Annotated in this window: 15 protein-coding genes and 1 pseudogene; 9 read left to right on the top strand and 7 right to left on the bottom strand. The window is 71.6% G+C overall.

Features of this window, described 5'->3' with window-relative positions; all coding sequences use genetic code 11:
- The first annotated feature begins 71 nt into the window (after nucleotides 1-71).
- From CCZ36_RS07895 to CCZ36_RS07870, 6 genes and pseudogenes are all read left to right on the top strand, one after another.
- A complete protein-coding gene (locus CCZ36_RS07895) occupies nucleotides 72-1748 on the top strand; it encodes a glycoside hydrolase family 13 protein (protein WP_069737953.1) in 1677 nt (558 codons plus the stop codon).
- Nucleotides 1733-2788: a LacI family DNA-binding transcriptional regulator gene (locus CCZ36_RS07890; protein ID WP_069737952.1), complete on the top strand. Its 1056-nt coding sequence runs from the start codon at nucleotides 1733-1735 to the stop codon at nucleotides 2786-2788. The genes CCZ36_RS07895 and CCZ36_RS07890 overlap by 16 nt, the downstream gene beginning before the upstream one ends.
- A 429-nt stretch (nucleotides 2789-3217) precedes the next feature.
- Nucleotides 3218-4951 (top strand): carbohydrate-binding module family 20 domain-containing protein, encoded by a 1734-nt coding sequence (locus tag CCZ36_RS07885; RefSeq protein WP_128817303.1) that lies wholly within the window; start codon nucleotides 3218-3220, stop codon nucleotides 4949-4951.
- A 79-nt stretch (nucleotides 4952-5030) separates the two neighbouring features.
- Nucleotides 5031-10345 (top strand): annotated as a pseudogene (pulA, locus tag CCZ36_RS07880) (pullulanase-type alpha-1,6-glucosidase).
- Between the two features lie 159 nt (nucleotides 10346-10504).
- Complete coding sequence (locus tag CCZ36_RS07875) at nucleotides 10505-12655, top strand: ATP-binding protein (RefSeq protein WP_128819413.1); 2151 nt, start codon at nucleotides 10505-10507, stop codon at nucleotides 12653-12655.
- Between the two features lie 161 nt (nucleotides 12656-12816).
- The gene (locus tag CCZ36_RS07870; RefSeq protein WP_128817301.1) at nucleotides 12817-13521 is read left to right on the top strand and encodes a DUF2470 domain-containing protein; all 705 of its coding nucleotides are present in this window, start codon (nucleotides 12817-12819) and stop codon (nucleotides 13519-13521) included.
- A gap of 14 nt (nucleotides 13522-13535) precedes the next feature.
- On the opposite strand, the gene CCZ36_RS07865 is transcribed toward CCZ36_RS07870, so the two are convergent.
- Genes CCZ36_RS07865 through CCZ36_RS07855 form a run of 3 tightly spaced genes read right to left on the bottom strand, consistent with a single transcriptional unit; the run spans nucleotide 13536 to nucleotide 16294 of the window.
- Nucleotides 13536-14264, bottom strand: coding sequence for a TetR/AcrR family transcriptional regulator (locus tag CCZ36_RS07865; RefSeq protein ID WP_069737947.1), 729 nt, complete (start codon nucleotides 14262-14264; stop codon nucleotides 13536-13538).
- Nucleotides 14265-14299: 35 nt separating this feature from the next.
- Nucleotides 14300-15385 (bottom strand): PDR/VanB family oxidoreductase, encoded by a 1086-nt coding sequence (locus CCZ36_RS07860; protein ID WP_128817299.1) that lies wholly within the window; start codon nucleotides 15383-15385, stop codon nucleotides 14300-14302.
- 3 nt (nucleotides 15386-15388) lie between these two features.
- Nucleotides 15389-16294, bottom strand: a complete 906-nt coding sequence (locus tag CCZ36_RS07855; protein ID WP_069742792.1) for a metal-dependent hydrolase — start codon at nucleotides 16292-16294, stop codon at nucleotides 15389-15391.
- A gap of 91 nt (nucleotides 16295-16385) precedes the next feature.
- Here CCZ36_RS07855 and CCZ36_RS07850 point away from each other — a divergent pair, with 91 nt between their 5' ends.
- Nucleotides 16386-17138, top strand: coding sequence for a class I SAM-dependent methyltransferase (locus CCZ36_RS07850; protein ID WP_069737944.1), 753 nt, complete (start codon nucleotides 16386-16388; stop codon nucleotides 17136-17138).
- Nucleotides 17139-17165: 27 nt separating this feature from the next.
- Nucleotides 17166-17654, top strand: a complete 489-nt coding sequence (locus CCZ36_RS07845; protein ID WP_128817297.1) for a hypothetical protein — start codon at nucleotides 17166-17168, stop codon at nucleotides 17652-17654.
- Nucleotides 17655-17687: 33 nt separating this feature from the next.
- On the opposite strand, the gene CCZ36_RS07840 is transcribed toward CCZ36_RS07845, so the two are convergent.
- Nucleotides 17688-19205 (bottom strand): DUF1996 domain-containing protein, encoded by a 1518-nt coding sequence (locus tag CCZ36_RS07840; protein ID WP_128817295.1) that lies wholly within the window; start codon nucleotides 19203-19205, stop codon nucleotides 17688-17690.
- Nucleotides 19206-19281: 76 nt separating this feature from the next.
- Entirely contained in the window at nucleotides 19282-19827 is a 546-nt protein-coding gene (locus CCZ36_RS07835) for a carboxymuconolactone decarboxylase family protein (RefSeq protein WP_128817293.1), read from the bottom strand.
- A 32-nt stretch (nucleotides 19828-19859) separates the two neighbouring features.
- On the opposite strand from CCZ36_RS07835, the gene CCZ36_RS07830 reads away from it, so the two are divergent.
- A complete protein-coding gene (locus tag CCZ36_RS07830) occupies nucleotides 19860-20354 on the top strand; it encodes a MarR family winged helix-turn-helix transcriptional regulator (RefSeq protein ID WP_069737990.1) in 495 nt (164 codons plus the stop codon).
- A 12-nt stretch (nucleotides 20355-20366) separates the two neighbouring features.
- Here the strand turns inward: CCZ36_RS07830 and CCZ36_RS07825 are convergent, their stop codons facing one another.
- Complete coding sequence (locus CCZ36_RS07825) at nucleotides 20367-21014, bottom strand: LuxR C-terminal-related transcriptional regulator (protein WP_069737940.1); 648 nt, start codon at nucleotides 21012-21014, stop codon at nucleotides 20367-20369.
- Complete coding sequence (locus CCZ36_RS07820; RefSeq protein WP_069742796.1) at nucleotides 20999-22267, bottom strand: sensor histidine kinase; 1269 nt, start codon at nucleotides 22265-22267, stop codon at nucleotides 20999-21001. Before CCZ36_RS07820 ends, CCZ36_RS07825 begins: the two co-directional genes overlap by 16 nt.
- Nucleotides 22268-22295: the final 28 nt, after the last annotated feature.

The raw sequence follows: 22295 nt of genomic DNA, 5'->3' as shown, positions 1-22295 counted from the left end.
CGTCACGGCGGCGCCGGAAACCCCGACCCGGTCATCGGCGCCGCTCCCCACCCAGACACCCCAGGGACGACATGACCCAGCATCTCGCTGCCCCCTCCACCGGCACGTCCGACGACGCCCCGGGCCACCGCACCGGCTGGTGGCAGGACGCGGTGATCTACCAGGTCTATCCGCGGAGCTTCGCCGACGGCAACGGCGACGGAATGGGCGACCTCCCCGGCGTCACCGCCCGCCTGCCCCACCTCAAGGACCTGGGCGTCGACGCGGTGTGGCTCTCCCCCTTCTACGCCTCCCCGCAGGCCGACGCGGGATACGACGTCTCCGACTACCGGGCCATCGACCCCATGTTCGGCAACCTGCTGGACGCCGACGCGCTGATCCGCGAGGCACACGCCCTGGACCTGCGCGTCATCGTCGACCTGGTCCCCAACCACTCCTCCGACCAGCACGAGTGGTTCAAGCGCGCCCTGGCCGAGGGCCCCGGCTCCGCCCTGCGCGAGCGCTACCACTTCCGCCCCGGAAAGGGCGCGAACGGCGAACTCCCGCCCAACGACTGGGAGTCCATCTTCGGCGGCCCCGCCTGGACCCGTACGGTGAATCCGGACGGCACCCCCGGCGACTGGTACCTCCACCTCTTCGCCCCCGAGCAGCCCGACTTCAACTGGGAACACCCGGCCGTCGCCGACGAGTTCCGCTCGATCCTGCGCTTCTGGCTCGACATGGGCGTCGACGGCTTCCGCGTCGACGTCGCCCACGGCCTCGTCAAGGCCGAGGGCCTGCCCGACCTCGGCACCCACGACCAGCTCAAGCTGCTCGGCAACGACGTCATGCCGTTCTTCGACCAGGACGGCGTGCACGCCATCTACCGCAGCTGGCGCACCATCCTCGACGAGTACCCGGGCGAGCGGATCGCCGTCGCCGAGGCGTGGACGCCGACCGTCGAGCGCACGGCCAACTACGTGCGCCACGACGAGATGCACCAGGCGTTCAACTTCCAGTACCTCTCCACCGCCTGGGACGCCGCCGAGCTCCGCAAGGTCATCGACTCCTCGCTCGACGCCATGCGCCCGGTCGGCGCCCCCACCACCTGGGTGCTCTCCAACCACGACGTCACCCGGCACGCCACCCGGTACGCCAACCCGGCCGGCCTCGGCACCCAGATCCGCACCCCCGGCGACCGCGAACTCGGCCTGCGCCGCGCCCGCGCCGCCTCCCTGCTGATGCTCGCCCTGCCCGGCTCCGCCTACGTCTACCAGGGCGAGGAGCTCGGCCTGCCCGACGTCACCGACCTGCCCGACGAGGCCCGCCAGGACCCCTCGTTCTTCCGCGCCGAGGGCCAGGACGGCTTCCGCGACGGCTGCCGCGTCCCGATCCCCTGGACCCGCGAGGGCACGTCGTACGGCTTCGGCGACGGCGGCAGCTGGCTCCCGCAGCCCGCCGGCTGGGGCGAGCTGTCCGTCGAGGCGCAGACCGGCGTGGAGGGCTCCACCCTGGAGCTGTACCGGGCCGCCATCGCCGCCCGCCGTGACCACCCGGGGCTCGGCGCGGGCACGGACGTCGAATGGCTGGACGGCCCCGAAGGCGTCCTCGTCTTCGCCCGCCCCGGCTTCGTCTGCACCGTCAACACCACCGGTGCCCCTGTCCGGATCGCCGCCCGCGGCCGGGTGCTGCTCGCCAGCTCCCCGGTCACCGTGGACGGCGCCGAGGCCGAGCTGCCCGCCGACACCACGGTGTGGTGGACGGTGTGACACTCCCCGCGCCCAGGGCCACGGCAGCGCCGCGCCTCTCCGACATCGCCGGCCAGGCGGCGGTCAGCGAGGCGACGGTCAGCCGGGTCCTGAACGGGAAGCAGGGCGTCGCGGACTCCACGCGTCAGCGGGTGCTCGCGGCGCTCGACATCCTGGGCTACGAACGCCCCGTACGGCTGCGGCAGCGCAGCGCCGGACTGATCGGCCTGGTGACACCCGAACTCACCAACCCGATCTTCCCGGCGTTCGCGCAGTCCGTCGAACAGGTGCTGGCCGGGCACGGCTACACCCCCGTGCTCTGCACCCAGCTCCCGGGCGGGGCCACCGAGGACGAACTCGTCGAGCAGCTCGTCGAGCGGGGCGTCGGCGGCATCGTCTTCCTGTCCGGGCTGCACGCGGACACCTCCGCCGACCCGGGCCGGTACGCCGCGCTCACCGAGCGCGGCGTACCGTTCGTCCTGATCAACGGCTACAACGAGCGCATCAGCGCCCCGTTCGTCTCGCCCGATGACAACGCTGCCGTACGGATGGCCCTCCAGCACCTCGCCGACCTCGGCCACCGCCGGATCGGCCTGGCCATCGGCCCGCAGCGCTACGTCCCCTCCCGCCGCAAGCGCGACGGGTTCGTGGAGGCGGCCGTCTCGGTGCTCGGCATGGACCGCTCCGAGGCCGAAACGCTCGTCTGTTCCACGCTGTTCAGCGTCGAGGGCGGTCAGGTGGCGGCGGGCGCCCTGCTGGACGCGGGGTGCACCGGCATCGTCTGCGGCAGCGACCTGATGGCGCTGGGCGTGGTCCGCGCCGCCCGGGGGAGGGGACTCGACGTGCCGCGCGACGTCTCCGTCGTCGGCTTCGACGACTCCCAGCTCATCGCGTTCACCGACCCGCCGCTGACCACGGTGCGCCAGCCCGTGCAGGCGATGGCGGCCGCCGCGGTGGGGGCGCTGCTGGAGGAGATCGGCGGGAGCCCGGTGCAGCGCACGGAGTACGTCTTCCAACCGGAGCTGGTCGTACGGGGCTCGACGGCGGCGGTACGCGCGTAGGACCCGAGAGGGACACGTACAGGAGAGGCACCAGGAGTCGGCCCAGGGAGGGCCGGCGGGGAGTTGTAGCGACTCCGGGTGCCTCTCTCTGTCGTGACCGGCCCGGCCGGCCGGGCGCGTGGAGTCCGGACCGTTGCGGACGGGCCGGAACCCTCGGCCGACCGGACCGGAGTCAGAGGCAACGTAACAGGCCCGCAATATCTTGCGAAAGACCTTGCAGTAAGAAACCGCGAAGAAAAATGGCTTGTTTCGTGGATGTGAGCGCTGGATGTCCAAAGGGTTGACCGGTGCCTGACGGCCTCGTACGGTCTGGTCCGCGGCAAGGTTTGCATTCTTGCAGCAAGAACCTTCAGGAGCCTTGAGGGCATGGCGCGTTGCCGACTGAGGCTGCACCGTCACCCGCGTTTCCCCACCCGCAGGAGGAAAGACATGGCACGCAGACCCCTGTCTGCCGCGCTCGCCCTCGTGGCCGGCGCCGCCGCCCTCGTCGTCCCCACCGGATTCGGCGCCGCGTCCCCCGCGCAGGCCGCCGCTCCGGGCGACAAGGACGTCACCGCCGTGATGTTCGAGTGGAAGTTCGCCTCCATAGCCAAGGCCTGCACCGACACCCTCGGGCCGGCGGGCTACGGCTACGTCCAGGTCTCGCCGCCCCAGGAGCACATCCAGGGCAGCCAGTGGTGGACCTCCTACCAGCCCGTCAGCTACAGGATCGCCGGCCGTCTCGGCGACCGTGCCGCCTTCTCCGCCATGGTCAACACGTGTCACTCGGCCGGCGTGAAGGTCGTCGCGGACGCCGTCATCAACCACATGGCGGCGGGCAACGGCACCGGTACCGGCGGCTCCGCGTACACCAAGTACAACTACCCGGGCCTCTACTCCGGCAGCGACATGGACGACTGCCGGGCCGAGATCTCCAACTACAACGACCGCGCCAACGTCCAGAACTGCGAACTGGTCGGCCTCGCCGACCTGGACACCGGCGAGGACTACGTCCGCGGCAAGATCGCCGGGTATCTCAACGACCTGCTCTCGCTCGGCGTGGACGGCTTCCGGGTCGACGCCGCGAAGCACATCCCCGCCGCCGACCTGGTCAACATCAAGTCCCGGCTGACCAACCCGAACGTCTACTGGAAGCAGGAGGCGATCCACGGGGCCGGCGAGGCCGTCTCGCCCTCCGAGTACCTCGGCACCGGGGACGTCCAGGAGTTCCGTTACGGGCGGAGCCTCAAGCAGGTCTTCCTCAACGAGAACCTCGCCCATCTGAAGAACTTCGGTGAGGCCTGGGGCTTCATGGAGTCCGGCAAGTCCGGCGTCTTCGTCGACAACCACGACACCGAGCGCAACGGCGAGACGCTCACCTACAAGAACGGCTCCGCCTACACCCTCGCCAACGTCTTCATGCTCGCTCACCCGTACGGCTCCCCGGACGTCCACTCCGGCTACGAGTTCAGCGACTACGCCGCCGGTCCGCCCGGCGGCGGCCAGGTCAACGCCTGCTACAGCGACGGCTGGAAGTGCCAGCACGCCTGGCGCGAGATCTCCTCCATGGTCGGCTTCCGCAACGCGGCGCGCGGCCAGGGCGTCACCGACTGGTGGGACGACGGCGGCGACCGGATCGCCTTCGGCCGGGGCACCAAGGCGTACGTCGCCATCAACCACGAGGGCTCCGCGCTGAGCCGGACCTTCCAGACCTCGCTGCCCGCCGGTGACTACTGCGACGTCCAGTCCGGCAACGGCGTCACCGTCAACGGCTCCGGTCAGTTCACCGCCACGGTCCCGGCCGGCACCGCCGTCGCCCTGCACGCAGGTGCCCGCACGTGCTCCGGGGGCGGCGGCACGAACCCCGACCCGGGCCCCGGCAGCGGTTCCTCCGGCGCCTCCTTCGGCGTCGACGCCACCACCCAGCCCGGCCAGAACATCCACGTCACCGGCGACCAGGCCGCCCTCGGCAACTGGAACCCGGCGAACGCGCCCAAGCTCGACCCGGCCACGTACCCCGTGTGGAAGCTGGACGTCGCCCTGCCCGCCGGGACCACGTTCGCCTACAAGTACGTCCGCAAGGACGCGAACGGCAACGTCACCTGGGAGAGCGGCGCCAACCGCACCGCCACCGTCCCGGCCTCCGGGAAGGTCACGCTGACCGCCGACGTCTGGCGCGGCTGACCCGTACCCCTCGCAGCGGGCCGGTGGCGTCGCCACCGGCCCGTCTCCGCACCCGATCAAGCCCCGAGGAGCATCCTCCGTGTCCCGAACCACCCTCGGACGAGGGGCGGTGGCCGCCCTGTGCGTGGCGCTGCTGCCCGTCGTCCCGGCGGCCACCGCCGCCGCGTCACCCCGGCCGCCGTCCCCGCCTTCGGACGCGAAGCTCGCCCGTGAGGCGGCCCGGCACGACCTCACCCGCGAGCAGTTCTACTTCGTGCTGCCCGACCGCTTCGCCAACGGCGACGCCTCCAACGACCGGGGCGGGCTGACCGGTTCGCGCCTGGACCACGGCCACGACCCCACCGACAAGGGGTTCTACCAGGGCGGCGACCTCAAGGGGCTCACCCAGAAGCTCGACTACATCAAGGGCCTCGGCACCACCGCCCTCTGGATGGCGCCGATTTTCAAGAACCGGCCCGTCCAGGGCACCGGCAAGGACGCGTCGGCGGGCTACCACGGTTACTGGATCACCGACTTCACCCAGGTCGACCCGCACTTCGGCACCAACGCCGACCTGGAGAAGCTGATCGACAAGGCCCACGCCAAGGGCATGAAGGTCTTCTTCGACGTCATCACCAACCACACCGCCGACACCGTCGACTACGCGGAGAAGGCCTACGGCTACAAGCCCAAGGGCGCCTTCCCCTACCTCGACAAGGACGGCCGCCCCTTCGACGACCGCGGAGGCGTCGAGAAGGTGGACCGGGACTCCTTCCCGTACACCCCGGTGCAGGCCCCCGGCACGGAGAAGAAGGTCCCGTCCTGGCTCGACGACCCGACCATGTACCACAACCGGGGTGACTCGACCTGGGCCGGCGAGTCCAACGAGTACGGCGACTTCTCCGGGCTCGACGACCTGTGGACCGAGCGTCCCGAGGTCGTGAAGGGCATGGAGAGGATCTACCAGAAATGGGTCCGCGACTTCGACATCGACGGGTTCCGGATCGACACCGTCAAACACGTCGACCTGGACTTCTGGACCCAGTGGGCCACCGCGCTCGACGCCTACGCGGCCAAGCGCGGCCGGGATGACTTCTTCATGTTCGGCGAGGTCTACTCCGCCGACACCGAGGTCACCTCCCCGTACGTCACCCGGGGCCGCCTGGACTCCACGCTGGACTTCCCGTTCCAGGAGGCCGCCCGGCAGTTCGCCTCCCAGGGCGCGCCCGCCGACAGGCTCGCCTCGGTGTACGGCAACGACTTCCGCTACACCACCGACAAGGCCAACGCCTACGAGCAGGTCACCTTCCTCGGCAACCACGACATGGGCCGCATCGGGACCTTCCTGAAGCAGGACAACCCGAAGGCCGATGACGCCGAGCTGCTGAAGCGGGCCCGGCTCGCCAACGAGCTGATGTTCCTCGGCCGCGGCAACCCGGTGATCTACTACGGCGACGAGCAGGGCTTCACCGGCGCGGGCGGCGACAAGGACTCCCGCCAGACCCTCTTCGCCTCGAAGACCGCCGACTACCTCGACGACGACCAGCTCGGCACCGACCGCACGCACGCCTCGGACGCGTACGACACGAAGCACCCCGTCTACCGCTCCATCGCCGCGCTCTCGAAGCTCGCCAAGGAGCACCCGGCGCTGCGCGACGGCACCCAGATCGAGCGGCTCGCGGACGGTTCGGTGTACGCCACCTCGCGCATCGAGACGAAGCGGCCGTACGAATACCTCGTCGCCTCCAACAATGCGACGACCCCGAGGAAGGTCCGGTTCGCCACCGAGTCGGCCGATATGAACTTCCGTACCCTGTACGGCGGTTCCGGAACGGTCCGCAGCGGCGAGGACAAGAAGGTCACCGTCACCGTGCCCGCGCTCTCCAGCGTCGTGCTGAAGGCGGACAGGACCGTCGGCGCCCCCGCGGCCAAGCCCGCCATCTCCCTGAAGGCCCCGGCCGCCGGCGCCACCGGCACTGTCGAGATCACCGCCGACGTGGACGGGGGACAGCTCAACCGGGTCGTCTTCGCCGCCCAGACCGGCAACGGGAAGTGGCGGACCCTCGGGACCGCCGACCACGCCCCGTACAAGGTCACCCAGCACCTGGACGAGACCGTCGAGGCGGGCACCCCGCTGCGCTACAAGGCCGTCGTCGTCGACCGCGCCGGGCGTACGTCCAGCGCTCTCGCCTCCACCACCGCCGGTCAGGCCCCGCCGCCCGGCAAGCCCGTCGCCGTCGAGCGCGACCGGGCCGTCGTCCACTACCAGCGCCCCGACGGCGACTACGACGGCTGGCAGCTCAAGGCCGGCGAGAAGACCGCCGAGTTCATCGGGCGGGACGCGTACGGCGCGTTCGCCTGGATCGACCTGGAGAAGGGCACCGACTCGGTCCCGTACACCGTCGAGAAGAACGGCACGGCCGACGGACCGCGGCGGACCATCGACCTCGGCGTGACCGGCCAGGTCTGGATCGAGCAGGGCAAGGACGGGCAGACGGCCCAAGCCCCCGAGACCCCGCCGCAGGACACGACGAAGGCGGTTCTCCACTACCACCGCCCGGACGGGAACTACGACGGCTGGGGGCTGCACACCTGGGCCGGCGCGAAGGAGCCCACCGACTGGGCCAAGCCGCTGATGCCGGTGAAGAAGGACGCCTACGGGGTCACCTTCGAGGTGCCGCTCGTCGACGGGGCCACCAGCCTCAGCTACATCCTGCACAAGGGCGACGAGAAGGACCTGCCCAGCGACCAGTCCCTCGACCTCGCCACCTACGGCCACGAGGTCTGGATGCTCGGCGGCAAGCCCGGCTACCTCCTCCCGCAGACCGGCGGCGGCGCGGCCCCGACCTGTCCAAGGCCGAGGCGCAGTGGATCGACGCGAACACCGTCGTCTGGAAGGTGAAGGCCACCGACGCCACCAGCCAGCAGCTCGTGTACGCGAAGAAGGGCGGCATCTCCGTCGTCGACGGGGCGCTCTCCGACGAGGGGCAGTGGCTGCGGCTCCAGCGGGGCGAGCTGAGCGACGCGCAGAAGGCCGAGTTCCCCATCTGAAGGACTATCCGGCGTTCACCGTCGACGCCCGCGACCGCGACCGCGTCCGCGAGTCCCTGCGGGGCCAGCTGATCGCGACCCAGCGCGCCGCCAACGGGGCCCTGCTCGCCGCCACCGGCGTACAGACGGCCGGGATCCTGGACGACCTGTACGGCGAGAAGGCCGCCTCCGCCGAACTCGGCCCGGTCTTCGCGAAGTCGACGCCCACGCTCTCCGTCTGGGCCCCCACCGCACAGACCGTCTCGCTCGAACTCGACGGCCGTACCGTCCCGATGAAGCGTGACGACCGCACCGGCGTCTGGTCCGTCACGGGGAAGAAGAGCTGGCGGGGCAAGCCCTACCGGTACGCCGTGACCGTCTGGGCCCCCACCGTCCGGAAACTGGTGACCAACAAGGTCACCGACCCCTACTCCACCGCTCTGACCGCCGACTCCGCCCGCAGCCTCGTCGTCGACCTCACCGACCCGAAGCTCGCGCCGCGCGGCTGGTCCGGCCTGAAGAAGCCCGCCGCCACCCCGCTGCGGGACGCCCAGATCCAGGAGCTGCACGTCCGGGACTTCTCGATCACGGACCGCACGGCGAAGCACCCCGGCGAATACCTCGCCTTCACCGACACCCGCTCCCAGGGCATGCGGCACCTCAAGGAGCTCGCCGATTCCGGCACCAGCTACGTCCACCTGCTGCCCGTCTTCGACATCGGGACCGTCCCGGAGAAGAAGAAGGACCAGGCGACCCCCGACTGCGACCTGACCGCCCCGCCCCCGACTCCGAGAAGCAGCAGGAGTGCGTGAGCAGGGCCGCCGCCAAGGACGGCTTCAACTGGGGCTACGACCCGTTCCACTACACCGTCCCCGAGGGCTCCTACGCCTCCGACCCGGACGGCACGCGACGCACGGTCGAGTTCCGGCAGATGGTCCAGGGCCTCAACCAGGCCGGCCTGCGCACGGTCATGGACGTCGTCTACAACCACACCGTCGCCTCCGGCCAGGACGACAAGTCGGTCCTCGACCGGATCGTGCCCGGCTACTACCAGCGGCTCCTGGAGGACGGCACCGTCGCCACCTCCACCTGCTGCGCCAACACCGCGCCCGAGAACACCATGATGGGCAAGCTCGTCGTCGACTCGGTCGTCACCTGGGCGAAGGAGTACAAGGTCGACGGCTTCCGCTTCGACCTGATGGGCCACCACCCCAAGGACAACATCCTTGAGGTCCGCAAGGCGCTGGACCGGCTCACCCTCGCCAAGGACGGCGTCGACGGCAAGAAGATCATCCTCTACGGCGAGGGCTGGAACTTCGGCGAGATCGCCGATGACGCCCGCTTCGTCCAGGCCACCCAGAAGAACATGGCCGGCACCGGCATCGCCACCTTCTCCGACCGGGCCCGCGACGCCGTGCGCGGCGGCGGCCCCTTCGACGAGGACCCCGGCGTCCAGGGCTTCGCCTCCGGCCTCTACACCGATCCCAACTCCTCACCCGCCAACGGCACCCGCGCCGAGCAGAAGGCCCGGCTGCTGCACTACCAGGACCTGATCAAGGTCGGCCTCACCGGCAACCTCGCCGACTACACCTTCACCGACACCTCCGGGCGCACGGTCAAGGGCTCCGACGTCGACTACAACGGGGCGCCCGCCGGATACGCGGCCGTACCCGGTGACGCGCTGGCCTACTCCGACGCCCACGACAACGAGACCCTCTTCGACGCCCTCGCCTTCAAGCTCCCGGCCGACGCCACGGCCGCCGAGCGGGCCAGGGCCCAGGTGGTCGCCATGGCCGCCTCCGTCCTCTCCCAGGGGCCCTCGCTCTCCCAGGCGGGCAGCGACCTGCTGCGCTCCAAGTCCCTGGACCGCAACTCCTACGACAGCGGCGACTGGTTCAACGCCCTGCACTGGGACTGCCGCGACGGCAACGGCTTCGGACGGGGCCTCCCGCCCGCCGCCGACAACCGGGACAAGTGGTCGTACGCCAAGCCGCTCCTGGCCGACCGCGGCACCATCGCCCCCGACTGCGGCCAGATCGAGGGGGCTTCGGCCGCCTACCGCGACCTGCTCACCATCCGTTCCACCGAGAAGGAGTTCTCCCTGCGCACCGCCGACCAGGTGCAGTCCACCCTGTCCTTCCCGCTCTCCGGCAAGGACGAGACCCCGGCGTGATCACCATGCGCCTCGGCAAGCTCGTCGTCGTCCTCAACGCCGCCCCGGACACCGCCACCCAGCGGCTCGCCGCACCGGCCGGGAAGACGTACGCGCTGCACCCGGTCCAGGCCAAGGGTGCGGATCTTACGGTCAAACGAGCCAGGTACGACGGGAAATCAGCCACTTTCACCGTCCCGGGACGCACTGCGGCCGTCTTCACTCTGCGCTGACCACCCGCGGCACTACGGTGACGGCAGACGTCGGCAACGGAGCCGCGACAGCCGTACCCGGTACCGCCCGGCCGGCCCCGCCCGCCCCTCCGGGGAAGGGCGGGGCCGGCCCGCGGCCGTCGGCCCGCCGGCGCACCCTGCCCCAGCGTGCGGACGGTGATGATGACCAAGGTGGGATACCTTCCCGAGGAGACGAGCAGCTTCGTCGGGAGGCGGGCCGAACTGGCCCGGCTGCACACCGCGTTGACCACCCGGCGGATGACCACCCTGATCGGCCCCGGCGGGGTCGGCAAGACCCGGCTCGCGCTCCGGGCCGTCCGCGCGGTCGCCGACCGTTACCCGGACGGCGCCTGGTGGGCCGACCTCTCCCCGCTCTACGACGGCCGGCTGCTGCTCCCCACCGTCTCCGACGCGGTCGGGCTCGCCGACCACACCCTGCGGATGCCCGTCGAAGCGCTCTGCGAATGGCTCGGCGACAAGCACCTCCTGCTCGTCCTCGACTCCGCCGAACACCTCCGCGGCCCCTGCTCCCACCTGCTGGCCGAGATCCTCACCACCTCGCCCGCCCTGACCGTCCTGGTCACCAGCAGGCAGCCGCTCGGCACCCGCGGCGAGCACGTCGTCGAGGTGCCGCCGCTCCCGGTCGACGGCGCGCCCGACGCCCTCCGGCTCTTCGCCGACCGGCTGCGCGCCACCGACCCGCGGGCCGGCCTCGACGCCCCCGGGGACGAGGCGGCCGCCGCCGAGATCTGCCGCCGCCTCGAAGGCATTCCGCTCGCCATCGAACTGGCCGCCGCGGGCATCGGCCGGCACAGCGTGGCCCAGCTCGCCACCCGCATCGGCGTCCGCTTCGACGTCCCGGGCGTCACCGTCGGCGTGGCCGGCGCGTACGGCTCCTCCTGCGCGGCCGGGGCCCCAAGCGCTCCCGGCGCGTCCCCGGCCCCCGGCACCTCCCGGCTCGACCTCCTCGCCGACGAGACGGCCTGGCCCCGCCGCCATCGCACCCTGCGCACCGCCATCGGCTGGTCCCACGAGCTGTGCACCCCGCTGGAACGCCTCCTGTGGGCCCGGCTCACCCCGCTGCGCACCGACTTCGACGCGGAGGTCGCCCGCGAGGTCTGCGCCGGGGGGCCGCTCACCCCCGACGCAGTGGACCGGGCGCTCCAGGGGCTCGTCGCCCAGTCGGTCGTCCAGCGCGACGGCGATCGCTACCGGATGCTCGACACCCTGCGCGAGTACGGCCGGATGTGGCTCACCGAGCTGGGGGAGGCCCGCGCCGCCGCCGACCGGCACGCGCGAAGCTTCCTCGGCCTCGCCCGGCGCGCCCACGAGGGCTGGACCGGCCCGGACCAGGTGTTCTGGTACCACAAGGTGTCCGACACCCACCTGGATCTGTGCGTCGCCCTGGAGCACCTGCTCGCCCACGACGTCGAAGGGGCCCAGGAGATGGCGGGCCGGGTCGGCTTCTTCTGGGCCTGCTGCGGCCACCTCGCCGAGGCCCGGAACTACGCCCAGCGCGCCCTGGACGCGGGCCCCGCCGAGGGACCCCGCCGGACCAGGCTGCACTGGGTCCTGGGCGTCGCGGCCCTGCTCCAGAGCGACTTCGCGACCGCCGAGAAGTACGGGGCGCTCTGCACGGCCACCGCCCTGTACGACCGGGACGACGAGGGCATGCTCGGCGCCACGTATCTCACCGGCATCACACAGCTGATGACCGGGGAGCCCGAGGCGGCCCTGGAGGCGGCCGGGCGCGTCCTGCGGATGACCGAGGGCGTCCCCGTGGACTCCGGCCACCGGCTGCGCTGCCGCCTCGTCATCGTCTTCGCGCTCACCGCACTGGGCCGGCTCGCCGAGTCCGAGGCGGCGGCCACCGCGCTGCGCCGGGCCTGCGAACGCGGCGGCGAGTTCTGGACCCGCTCCTACGCGGATTACCAGCTCGCCCTGATCGCCCTGCTCCAGGGCCGCCCGGACGCTTCCGCCACACACGCCCGGGCGATGCTCGCGGGCAAGCACCGGCTCCGCGACAGATTCGGCATCGCGCTGGGCCTGGACCTGCTGGCCGCCGCCATCGCCGCCCAGGGTGCGGGCGCCCAGGCCGCCCGGGTCTACGGCACCGGGCAGGCGTACTGGCGGATGGTCGGCCACCCCCAGCGCGGCACGCCCGAGCTGGGCCCGGTCCGCGAGCGGTGCGAACGCCAGGCGCGGGCGGCCGTCGGTGACGAGGCGTACCAGCGGGCCTTCGAGCGCGGCCGGTCGGACAACGCGGAGGTCGGCCTCGCCGCCGCCCTCCGCACCGAACTACAGCTCTGAGCGGGGCCGGGCTCCCACTCCTGCCGGGGCCGAACCGCAGCTGCGACCAGGGCGTGAGCGTCACGCGCGCCCCCGGACTACCCGCGTCCACCGCCAGTGAGTAAGGTTAGGCATACCTAAGTAACCACTTGGGTTCCGCTGACCCTCCCTGGAGAACCCGGATGCGTCTTTCCCGCCCCCGCGCCTCGCAGCCGACCCGCGCCGAGCGTGTCCGGTCGATCCTGACCGTCGCCCACTCCATGACGGTGGTCAGCGACGGGCTGCACACCGAGGTCCGCCGCCTGGACGGCACGGGAGCGATGGGCCACATCCACCTGCACGCCCCGAACGACGGCAACCACGCGGCCGGCGTCGAACGCGTCCCGGCCCGCCTGGAGTTCACGGACATCGCCGCCACTCCCGTACGCGACCGGCTGCGCGCCCGCGTCACGGTCACCGGGCTACTGGCCGCCCCGTACAGCACCGACACCGAGCAGTCCACGTGCATGGAGTTCGGCCAGGCCGTCCTGGAAGATGCCGAGGGGCGCACCTTCGTCACCCTGGAGGAGCTGGAGGAGGCGGAGACCGACCCGATCGCCGCCTGTGAGGCGGGCATGCTCACCCACCTCGTCGACGATCACGCCGAACTGGTCCCGCTGCTGCTGCGCCTGGTCCACCCCCGCCCGGAGCGCGGCATGACCCGGGCCGTGCCGCTGGCGATGGACCGGTACGGCGTCACCCTGCGACTCGAATACCCGGACAGCCACGAGGACGTGCGGCTGCCCTTCGCCCGCCCGGTCACCGAAATCGACCAGGCGGGCCCGCAGATCCACGCCCTGCTGGCCGCCGCCCGCCGCGTCTCCCACCGCAACGGCCTGCCCGCCTGAGCCGGACGGCAGCGCTACGCCTTCGGCAGCCGCTGCGCCGGTACGGCGGGCACGTCCGGGGCGATCGCGGAGAGCCGGGCCAACAGGTCCCCGAACGGGCCGTCCGCCGGCTCCTGGGACAGCACCCGCAGCACGATGCCCGCCATCTCCTGGTCGTACGCGGCGCTCACGGCGGCCAGCGCCGCGAAGTCGTGCACCAGCTGCACCTCCAGCTCCTCGCGCGGAATGCGCCGCCCGTCCAGCCAGATCAGCGCCGTCGACTCGGCGAGCGACACCCAGGAGCGGACCACCAGCTCCAGCCGGGCGGGCGGTTCGGCCACCCCGAGGTGCGTGATGATCTGCTCGTACGCGGCCTGCCGCACCCCGTCGATCATGGCGTTCGCCGTCGAGGAACCGACCGCGGGCCCGCCGCGCATCAGCGCCGAGAACCCGGGCCCGTGCTCGTCGACGAAGTCGAAGAACCGTCCCATCACCCGCAACAGCCGTGCGCCCAAAGGCCCTTCGAGCGGCTCCAGGAAGCGGGTCGCCAGCTCGTCGGCGGCCCGCCGCAGCGCCGCCTCGTACAGGCTCTGTTTCCCGGGGAAGTAGTGATACACCAGCGGACGCGAGATGCCCGCCGCGGCTGCGATCTCATCGATCGACACGTCCTCGGGCGAGCGGCGGCTGAACAAGTCCAGCGCGACGCCGATCAGTTGCTGTCTGCGCTCGTCGACGCCCATCCTGCGCCGCACCCCGGTCGTCATGCGAACAGCCTATCCGGGGTGCGCCCGAGGAGGCCCTAGAGGTCCAGGACGAGACGCCCGCCCCGGCACCGAGAGACGCAGATCAGCATCGAGTCGCCCCGCTCGTCCTCGGTGAGCAGCTCGTCCCGGTGGTCGATCTCGCCCTCCAGCACCCGCTGTTGGCAGGTCCCGCAGAACCCCTGCTCGCAGGAGTACGCCACATGTGGCAGCTCCGTGCGGACGGCGGCCAGCACCGACTGCCCGGCCGCGACCGGCACCGTACGCCCGCTGCGCCGCAACTCCACCTCGAACGCCTCGGCGCCTTCGGAGCCCGCCGTGCCGCCCGTCCCCGCCGAGAACCGCTCCAGGTGCAGGGTGCAGCCCTCGGGCAGTGCGGCGGTGGCGGCCGCCATCAGCGGCTCGGGCCCGCAGCAGTAGACCGCTGTCCCCGGGGCGAGGTCCGCCAGCGCCCCCGCCACGTCCGGGTGGCCCGCCTCGTCCTGGGTGACGACCGCGACCCGGTCCCCGTCCGCGCCCAGCTTCTCGATCTCCTCCAGGAACGGCATCGACGCCCGCGACCGGCCCCCGTACAGCAGCCGCCACTCGGCCCCCGACGCGGCCAGCGCCCGCAGCATCGGCAACACCGGGGTGATCCCGATACCGCCGACGACGAAGACGTACCCCGGAGCCTCGGTCAGCGGGAAACGGTTGCGCGGCCCGCGCACCTCCACCTCCAGGCCCTCCTGGAGCTGTTCGTGCACCTCTCGCGAACCGCCCCGGCCGTCCGCCACCAGCCGGGCCGCCACCGTGTACGCCCCGGTGTCCGCCGGGTCGCCGCACAGTGAGTACTGCCGCACCAGACCGGAGGGCAGCACCAGGTCCAGATGGGCTCCGGGCGACCAGGGCGGCAGGCCGGGTCCCTCCAGCCGGAGCTGGACGACCCCTTCGGCCACCTCGGTCCGCCCGGTGACCAGCAGCTTGCGGACCGCCGTCGCGCGCCGCTTCGCGTGACCCGATATCGGCTCGGGCAGGGCGGGCAGCGGCCACAGCGGGGACCGGGCGATCCGGCGTTTCAGGGCGCGCCGGGTGAGCAGGGCGGCACCGGAGACCAGCACGACGGTACGGAGACGGGGAAGCGCCATCGGTCAGGCCCCCTTCGCCGTCTCGGCCTCGGCGGCCAGAGCGGCGGGGGAGCGGGTCAGATAGTCCACGGCCTGGGCCGTACTGCCCTCCTGCGAGGGGTGGTAGGACCGGCTGAGATAGCTGGGGACCGAGCGCAGGATCGATCCCGTGCTCGGCAGCGTGCCCTGCTTCCCGCTCGCGTGGAACGCCTTGAAGGAGGCCTTGCCGTCCAGCAGCGTGGGGTCGTTCTCCATGAAGAACCGGGCGCCGCGCTGCCACAGGAACACCAGCGCGGAGAACGCCGCCGCCCAGGTGCGCACCCGCCGCCGGTAGCCGCCGTCCACATGCATGAAGACGTCGAAGGCCACCGACCGGTGCTCCACCTCCTCCGCGCCGTGCCAACGCAGCAGGTCCAGCATGGTCGGGTCGGCGCCCTTGCGGTCCAGGGCCTCGGCGTTGAGGATCCAGTCGCCGAGGAACGCGGTGTAGTGCTCGATCGCCGCGATCATCGCCACCCGCTCCATCAGCCACCACGTCGACGCCCGCCCCGGCGGCAGCGTCCGGTCCCCCAGCAGCTTCTCGAAGAACCAGTCGACCTGCGCGGTGTACGGGGTCGGGTCGAGTCCCAACTCCCGCAGATGCGGCAGCACATCGTCGTGCGCCTGCGAGTGCACGGCCTCCTGCCCGATGAACCCGATGACGTCCTCGCGGAGCCGGTCGTCGTGGATGTACGGGAGGATCTGCCGGTAGACGTGGATGAACCAGCGTTCCCCGGCGGGGAGCAGCAGATGGAGCACGTTGATGGTGTGCGTGGTGAACGGATCGCCCGGCACCCAGTGCAGGGGGGTCTTCTCCCAGGCGAAGGACACCTTGCGGGCCTTGAGGTGCGTCCGCTCCGACGCGACCGCCGCTGGCTGCGTGTTAGACATGTTGTCAATGTACTGAGGGGTATGCGGGCGGACCAGAGGCGTGCAGGGACTTTCCCTGTGGTTCCGGGAGGCGTCGCGCGATGATCGCTGTATGACGAAACCCGTGCAGGCCCGCTCCTTCGACGCCGTCGCCGCCGCCTACGACGCCCACCGCCCCTCCTATCCGCCCGCCCTGTTCGACGCCGTCGAGGAGCTGGCCGGGATCCCGCTCGCCGGGGCCCGGGTGGCGGACGTCGGCGCGGGCACGGGGCTCGGCACGGCCCGGTTGTACGAGCGCGGGGCCCGGGTCACCGCGGTGGAGCCGGGCGACGGGATGGCCGAGCAGTTCGCCCGGAGCCTGCCGGACGTGCCCCTGGTCCGGGGCGACGGCAACAACCTGCCGCTGCGGACCGGCTCCATGGACCTGATCACGTACGCCCAGGCCTGGCACTGGACCGACCCCGCCCGCTCGGTCCCCGAAACCCGCCGGGTGCTGCGGCCGGGCGGTGCGCTCGCCCTGTGGTGGAACGACGGCGACCCGACGGTGGAGTGGCTGGTCGAGCAGGAGAACCGGATGCGGGTCTTCTTCGGGGTGGACATCCCCAAAGCCCCTGACGTATGGGACCGGCACCGTGCCGTGCTGCCCGACGGGCTCGACTTCCGCACCCGGCAGGTGGCCTGGAGCCGTCGCGTACCGCTGGACGCGCATATCGCCAACATGGCCACCCACTCCGACTTCCTGATCGGCGATCCGGTGGCGGTCCGCGACTTCTTCGACCGCGAACGGGCCCTGCTGACCGCCCTGTTCCCGGACGGCCAGGTCGAGGAGGCGTATCTCGTGAGTCTTGCCGTAGCCCACCCCTGAGCCCGGATTCGGGTGCAGGATGGGCCGATGGCGACAGAACCGGAATGGCGAGACGCGCGGCGCGGCGGAGCAACTGCCCTGGTCCTGGCGGGAGTTCTGCTCCTTGCCGGGTGCAGCACGGAACCGGCCGACGACGGCAGGGGGCAGCAGCGGCCCACGCCGAAGCCGGCCGCGACGGGCACGCTGGAGGAGCTGGCGGAGGAGGCCGGCTGCGCCCCGAACGTGCAGACCGACGCGGCCGAACTCCGGCAGGCGAACTGCGAGACGGACGAAGGGCGTTACGTCCTCACCACCTTCGCCACCGACCGCGGCCAGCGGGAGTGGATCAACGAGGCCAAGGACTACGGGGGCTCGTACCTCGTCGGACGGCGGTGGGTCGCCGTCGGTGGACCGGACGTGGTCGCGGCGCTGCGCGGCCGGCTCGGGGGGTCGGTGGAGACCGCCTCGCCCCACCACTCGGGGAACGGTGGCGGAGGGGGGAGCGAGGACGGGCACTCCGGTCACCACCCGGGCTGACCGCGCAGGTTCACGGGGGCCGCACGCGCCGCGTCAGCGGCAGCGGCGGCCGTCGTTGATGCACCGCACCATCTTCTTCATCAGCCGGTCGTCGAAAACGTTGATGAAGTCACCGTGATCGGTGATCGGCTTGTGCAGTTGCTCCGGGAACGAGTCCACGGCGAAGCCCGGCCCCGGCGGAACGTCGTAGACGATGCGCTGCACCAACTGCGGCACCGCCCGGAACCCGTTCGGGCACCGGCCGTTCCTCTGCGCGAACGCCACATGGGTGCGATGGTTGGCACTGTCGGTGTTCTGCCCGTCCCAGCAGTTCTGGAAGGCGAACGTCCGCACCACCTGACTGCCCTCGGGGCAGATCGGATACTTGTCCTTGAGCTGGCGGTCCTCGAATCCGGTGCAGCTCCACGAGGCGTTGGCGTTGGCGTCGCCGTTGGTGAACGCCTTCGCGTCCCCGGTGATGATCCGCAGGAAGCGCGGCATCGCGGTGACCCGGCCGACGGGCGAGCCGACGAACTTCAGTGTCACCTGGGACGGGGTCTGGATCTCCCCGACGTTCTGGTCCCGGCCGCCGCCGTCCGCGTTCACGTCGTCCTCGTCCTGCCCGTTCTGAAGACGCAGGACCGGCCAGTAGTAGGTGGAGCGGTCGCCCTGGTTGCGGCAGGTGGTCGCGCCGTCCGCCAGATCGTCGTCGCTCGCGAAGGCGTCGTTGGCCTGATTGCCGATGTAATCGTGCATATGGTGCGCGCCGTTGCTCACGCCGGGCGCCACGATGACGTTGTCGGGGTTGAATTTCCCGTTCTCATTACGGCCGCAGTCGGTGGTGAAGGTGCCCCGGGACGCCCCGCGGCGCTGACGGGGCCGGTCGACGCCTGGCTGGACGGACCGGATATCGACGAAATCGGCGGCCACGGGCCCGTTGCCGCCCTGGCCCTGGTCCTGCCCGGGGTCCTGCCCCTGCCCGGGGTCCTGCCCCTGGCCCTCGTTCTGACCTTGATTCTGGCCTTGGTCCTGACCTTGGCCGTCATCCTGGCCGCCGTCGCCGCCATTGGTGCCGTCGCCGTTTCCGGGGCGGCTGTCGTCGGCGCGCAGGCTGCATCCGGCGAGGCTCTCCAGTCCCGCCGGCCGCTCGCCCACGCGTCCGATGGCGATACCGATACGGTCGAGGCTCGCCGTCCGCTTGTTGCGCAACGGGCCGAGCACGGCGTTCTCCGCGAGCCCGGGGTCGCGGGCTATCTGCTCCTTCCGGTCCGCGAACTGCCGGTAGGCGTCGGTGATCTGGGTATCCATCGCCGCGAGTTCACGGTCGACCTCCCCGCGCGCCCCGTCCGGCACCTCGGGCAGTCCGTTGACGGCTTCGGGGCAGTCGATGGTGGACAGTCGGCTGCCGGCGCTCTGCGCCCGGGTGGGCGGGGAAGAACCGGACGGTCCTTCTCCCGCTGAGGCGTAGACATTGACCGCGACCAGCCCACCTCCCCCCAGGATCAGGGCTACGGAGGCGGCGATGGCCCGGTTGGCCGGCGTGGAACGTTTCTTGCGCGATATGCGTCGCATGGGACTCCTCTGCTTCGAGGGAGAAGCGTGACGTCCCATACGGACGGGAAGCCCGACCCGTTCACCTCACCCCCGCCTATCGCGCGAACGCCGCCAGTTGCTCGTCCACCGGGGCCCCGGTGAGCCGGTTGGCCAGGGTCGACAGGGTGTACGCGCCGATGCCCAGGACCACTTCCAGGGCGTTCTGCTCGGTGTGGCCGTACGCCAGGAAGTCCCGCAGGTCCGCGTCGTCCACCGCGCCGGCCGAGGTGAGCACCGCCAGCGTGAACCGCCGTACGGCGTCGAGGCGTTCGTCGGGCAGCGGGGCCTCCGTGCCGTCACGCAGGGCGGCGATGAGCGCCGGGCCGGCCCTCAGGGCGGTCAGCTTCGCGGTGTGCATCGCGACGCAGACGTGGCAGTCGTTGCGGGTGGCCATCGTCATGACGACGACCTCGCGGGAGAGCGGGTCCAGCGTGCAGGCGTCGAAGATCGCGCTGATCTTCAGGAAGCCGTCCAGGGTGTGCGGCGAGGCCGCGAGCCGGGCGACGGCGGCGGGCCGGTAGCCGAGGCGCTCCGTCACGGCTTCCAGGGCGCGCCGCGATGCGGGCGGGGCGGTATCGGGGGTGAGATCGGCGAAGGGCATGGCGAACCTCTTACGGAGATATGATCGACAACATGGTTGACGAAAAAAAGGTAAACCAGGTTGTCGAGTCTCGCAACGGCTTCGAGTTGCCGCTCCTGCTCTTCGCCGGCTTCCGCTCGATCATCGACGCCCTGCACCGGGACCTCGCCGAGCACGGGCACCCCGAGACCCGCCCCGCGTACGGCTTCGCCCTCCAGGCGGTGGGCCCCGACGGCGCGGCCATCAGTGAGATCGGGCGGCGCCTCGGGGTCTCCAAACAGGCCGCCGGGAAGACCGTCGACAAGCTGGAGACCCTCGGCTACGTGGAGCGCGCGCCGGACCCCGCCGACGGCCGGCGCACCCTCATCCGCCTCACCCCGCACGGCGTCGACCTGCTGGCCCGGTCCGCCGAGGGCTTCGACCGGCTGCGGGCGGACTGGGCCCGGACGCTCGGCGAGGACCGGCTGGCCGCCCTGGAGCGGGACCTCCGCACGATGGCCCCGGGCGGCGCGTTCCGGCTGGACGCGGCGGGCTGGTTCACCGGCTGAACGGGAAACGGCTCAGCCGCGGTCCAGATACGCCAGCACCGCCAGCACCCGGCGGTTGTCGTCGTCCGACGGGGGCAGGTCCAGCTTCCCGAAGATGTTCGACGTGTGCTTGGCCACCGCCCGCTCCGTGATGACCAGCTGCGCGGCGATGGCGGCGTTCGACCTGCCCTGCGCCACCAGCTCCATCACTTCCCGCTCGCGCGGGGTGAGGCCGCCGATCGGCTTGTCCTGCGAACGGCGCGACAGAAGCTGGGAGATGACCTGCGGGTCCATCGCCGTGCCGCCCGCGGCCACCCGCCGTACCGCGTCGATGAACTGGTCCGCGTCGAAGACCCGGTCCTTCAGGAGGTACCCGACTCCGCCGTTGCCGTCCGCCAGCAACTCCCGGGCGTACAACTGCTCCACGTGCTGCGAGAGCACCAGCACCGGAAGCCCCGGCCGGGCCCGGCGGGCGGCCAGGGCGCACTGGAGGCCCTCGTCGGTGTGCGACGGCGGGAGCCGGACGTCGACGACCGCGACGTCCGGCTCCAACTCTGCGAGTGCCTTGGTCAGTTCGGGTCCGGTCTCCACAGCCGCGGCGATCTCGAAGTCGTACGCCTCCAGCATGCGCACCAGGCCGTCGCGCAACAGGAAGAGATCTTCGGCTAGGACAACTCGCAAGGGATCTCCATGGTCACCATGGTGGGACCGCCCGCGGGACTGCTGACGGCCAGGACGCCGTCGAATGTACCCAGTCGCCTCTCGATCCCGCTCAGGCCCGACCCCGATCCGACCACCGCTCCGCCCTTGCCGTCGTCCGTCACGGAGACCCGGAGCATCCCCTCCGCATGGTGCAGGTCCACGTACACCCGCTCGGCCTCCGCATGCTTCACCGTGTTCGCCAGGGCCTCGCTGACCGCGAAGTACGCCGCCGACTCCACCGGGGCCTCCGCCCGCCCCGGCAGCTCCACCGTCACCTCGGAGGCGAGCGGCAGCCGCAGCGCCAGCGCCCGGACCGCGTCGCCGAGGCCCCGTTCCGCGAGGACCGGCGGGTGGATGCCCCGGACCAGGTCGCGCAGTTCGGTGAGCGCCTCCGCCGACGACTCCCGGGCCATCGCCAGCATCTTCTTCGCCTGCGCCGGATCCTTCTCGATCAGCGCCTCGATCGTGCCCAGGTTCATGCCCATCGCCACCAGCCGGGCCTGCGCCCCGTCGTGCAGATCCCGTTCGATGCGCCGCAGTTCGGCGGCGGCGGTGTCCACGGCCTCGTGCCGGGTCTCGGTCAGCCGCTCGACGCGCTGCGCCAGCTCCTCGTCCTGGGTCGGCGCCAGCACCGTACGGGCGAGCGAGAAGTGCAGCCGCAGCAGCGGCCTGTTCGCCCACAGCCCGACGTGGAAGAGCACGATCCCCAGCGCCAGGGCCGCGAAAGCCGTCGCCTGGCTGTCCACCGGCACGAACCCGTACCAGTACGGATCGTCCTGGAACACCCGCCACAACCCCGCCGCGAGGACGAGCCCCTCGACCGGGTAGACCATCAGGGCCGCCCCCAGGAACGCCACCACCGCACCGACGGTCATGTCGATCAGCAGCCACTGCATGTCCCGCCAGGTCGCCGGATCCCTCAGCATCAGCGTGGTGCGCTCCACCTGACCGGTGACACCCGGCCGCAGATCCCTCGGGAACGGCCGGTACGGCACCGGGATCCGCACGTCCGACCAGGTCATCGCCCACAACCGCCGCTGGTTGGCGTGCTTGCGGACGGCCTCCAGCACCACCGGGGTGGTGAACACGCCGATGCCCAGCAGGATGAAGGAGATCGAGATCACCGCCAGCACGAACAGGGCGACGGACACCGTCATGGCGGCCACGAACAGAAGCAGCCCCCGGCCCGCCGCCAGCATCGACGGCCGCAACCGCCCCGTGATCACCTTCATTGTGGATCCTCTCCCCTCACCGGAGCCG

Source organism: Streptomyces sp. S063 (assembly GCF_002832675.1).
GTDB lineage: Bacteria > Actinomycetota > Actinomycetes > Streptomycetales > Streptomycetaceae > Streptomyces > Streptomyces sindenensis.
Note: the sequence above shows the minus strand (reverse complement) of the source record. Positions and strands in the feature narration are given on the sequence as shown.

Excerpts from the sequence above, each read along its gene's own strand:
- CCZ36_RS07870 (WP_128817301.1), top strand. The coding sequence starts at position 12,817 with ATGCGTCTTTCCCGCCCCCGCGCCTCGCAGCCGACCCGCGCCGAGCGT.
- CCZ36_RS07885 (WP_128817303.1), top strand. The coding sequence starts at position 3,218 with ATGGCACGCAGACCCCTGTCTGCCGCGCTCGCCCTCGTGGCCGGCGCC.
- CCZ36_RS07895 (WP_069737953.1), top strand. The coding sequence starts at position 72 with ATGACCCAGCATCTCGCTGCCCCCTCCACCGGCACGTCCGACGACGCC.
- CCZ36_RS07850 (WP_069737944.1), top strand. The coding sequence starts at position 16,386 with ATGACGAAACCCGTGCAGGCCCGCTCCTTCGACGCCGTCGCCGCCGCC.
- CCZ36_RS07840 (WP_128817295.1), bottom strand. The coding sequence starts at position 19,205 with ATGCGACGCATATCGCGCAAGAAACGTTCCACGCCGGCCAACCGGGCC.
- CCZ36_RS07820 (WP_069742796.1), bottom strand. The coding sequence starts at position 22,267 with ATGAAGGTGATCACGGGGCGGTTGCGGCCGTCGATGCTGGCGGCGGGC.
- CCZ36_RS07860 (WP_128817299.1), bottom strand. The coding sequence starts at position 15,385 with ATGGCGCTTCCCCGTCTCCGTACCGTCGTGCTGGTCTCCGGTGCCGCC.
- CCZ36_RS07835 (WP_128817293.1), bottom strand. The coding sequence starts at position 19,827 with ATGCCCTTCGCCGATCTCACCCCCGATACCGCCCCGCCCGCATCGCGG.
- CCZ36_RS07865 (WP_069737947.1), bottom strand. The coding sequence starts at position 14,264 with ATGACGACCGGGGTGCGGCGCAGGATGGGCGTCGACGAGCGCAGACAG.
- CCZ36_RS07830 (WP_069737990.1), top strand. The coding sequence starts at position 19,860 with ATGGTTGACGAAAAAAAGGTAAACCAGGTTGTCGAGTCTCGCAACGGC.
- CCZ36_RS07855 (WP_069742792.1), bottom strand. The coding sequence starts at position 16,294 with ATGTCTAACACGCAGCCAGCGGCGGTCGCGTCGGAGCGGACGCACCTC.
- CCZ36_RS07845 (WP_128817297.1), top strand. The coding sequence starts at position 17,166 with ATGGCGACAGAACCGGAATGGCGAGACGCGCGGCGCGGCGGAGCAACT.
- CCZ36_RS07875 (WP_128819413.1), top strand. The coding sequence starts at position 10,505 with ATGATGACCAAGGTGGGATACCTTCCCGAGGAGACGAGCAGCTTCGTC.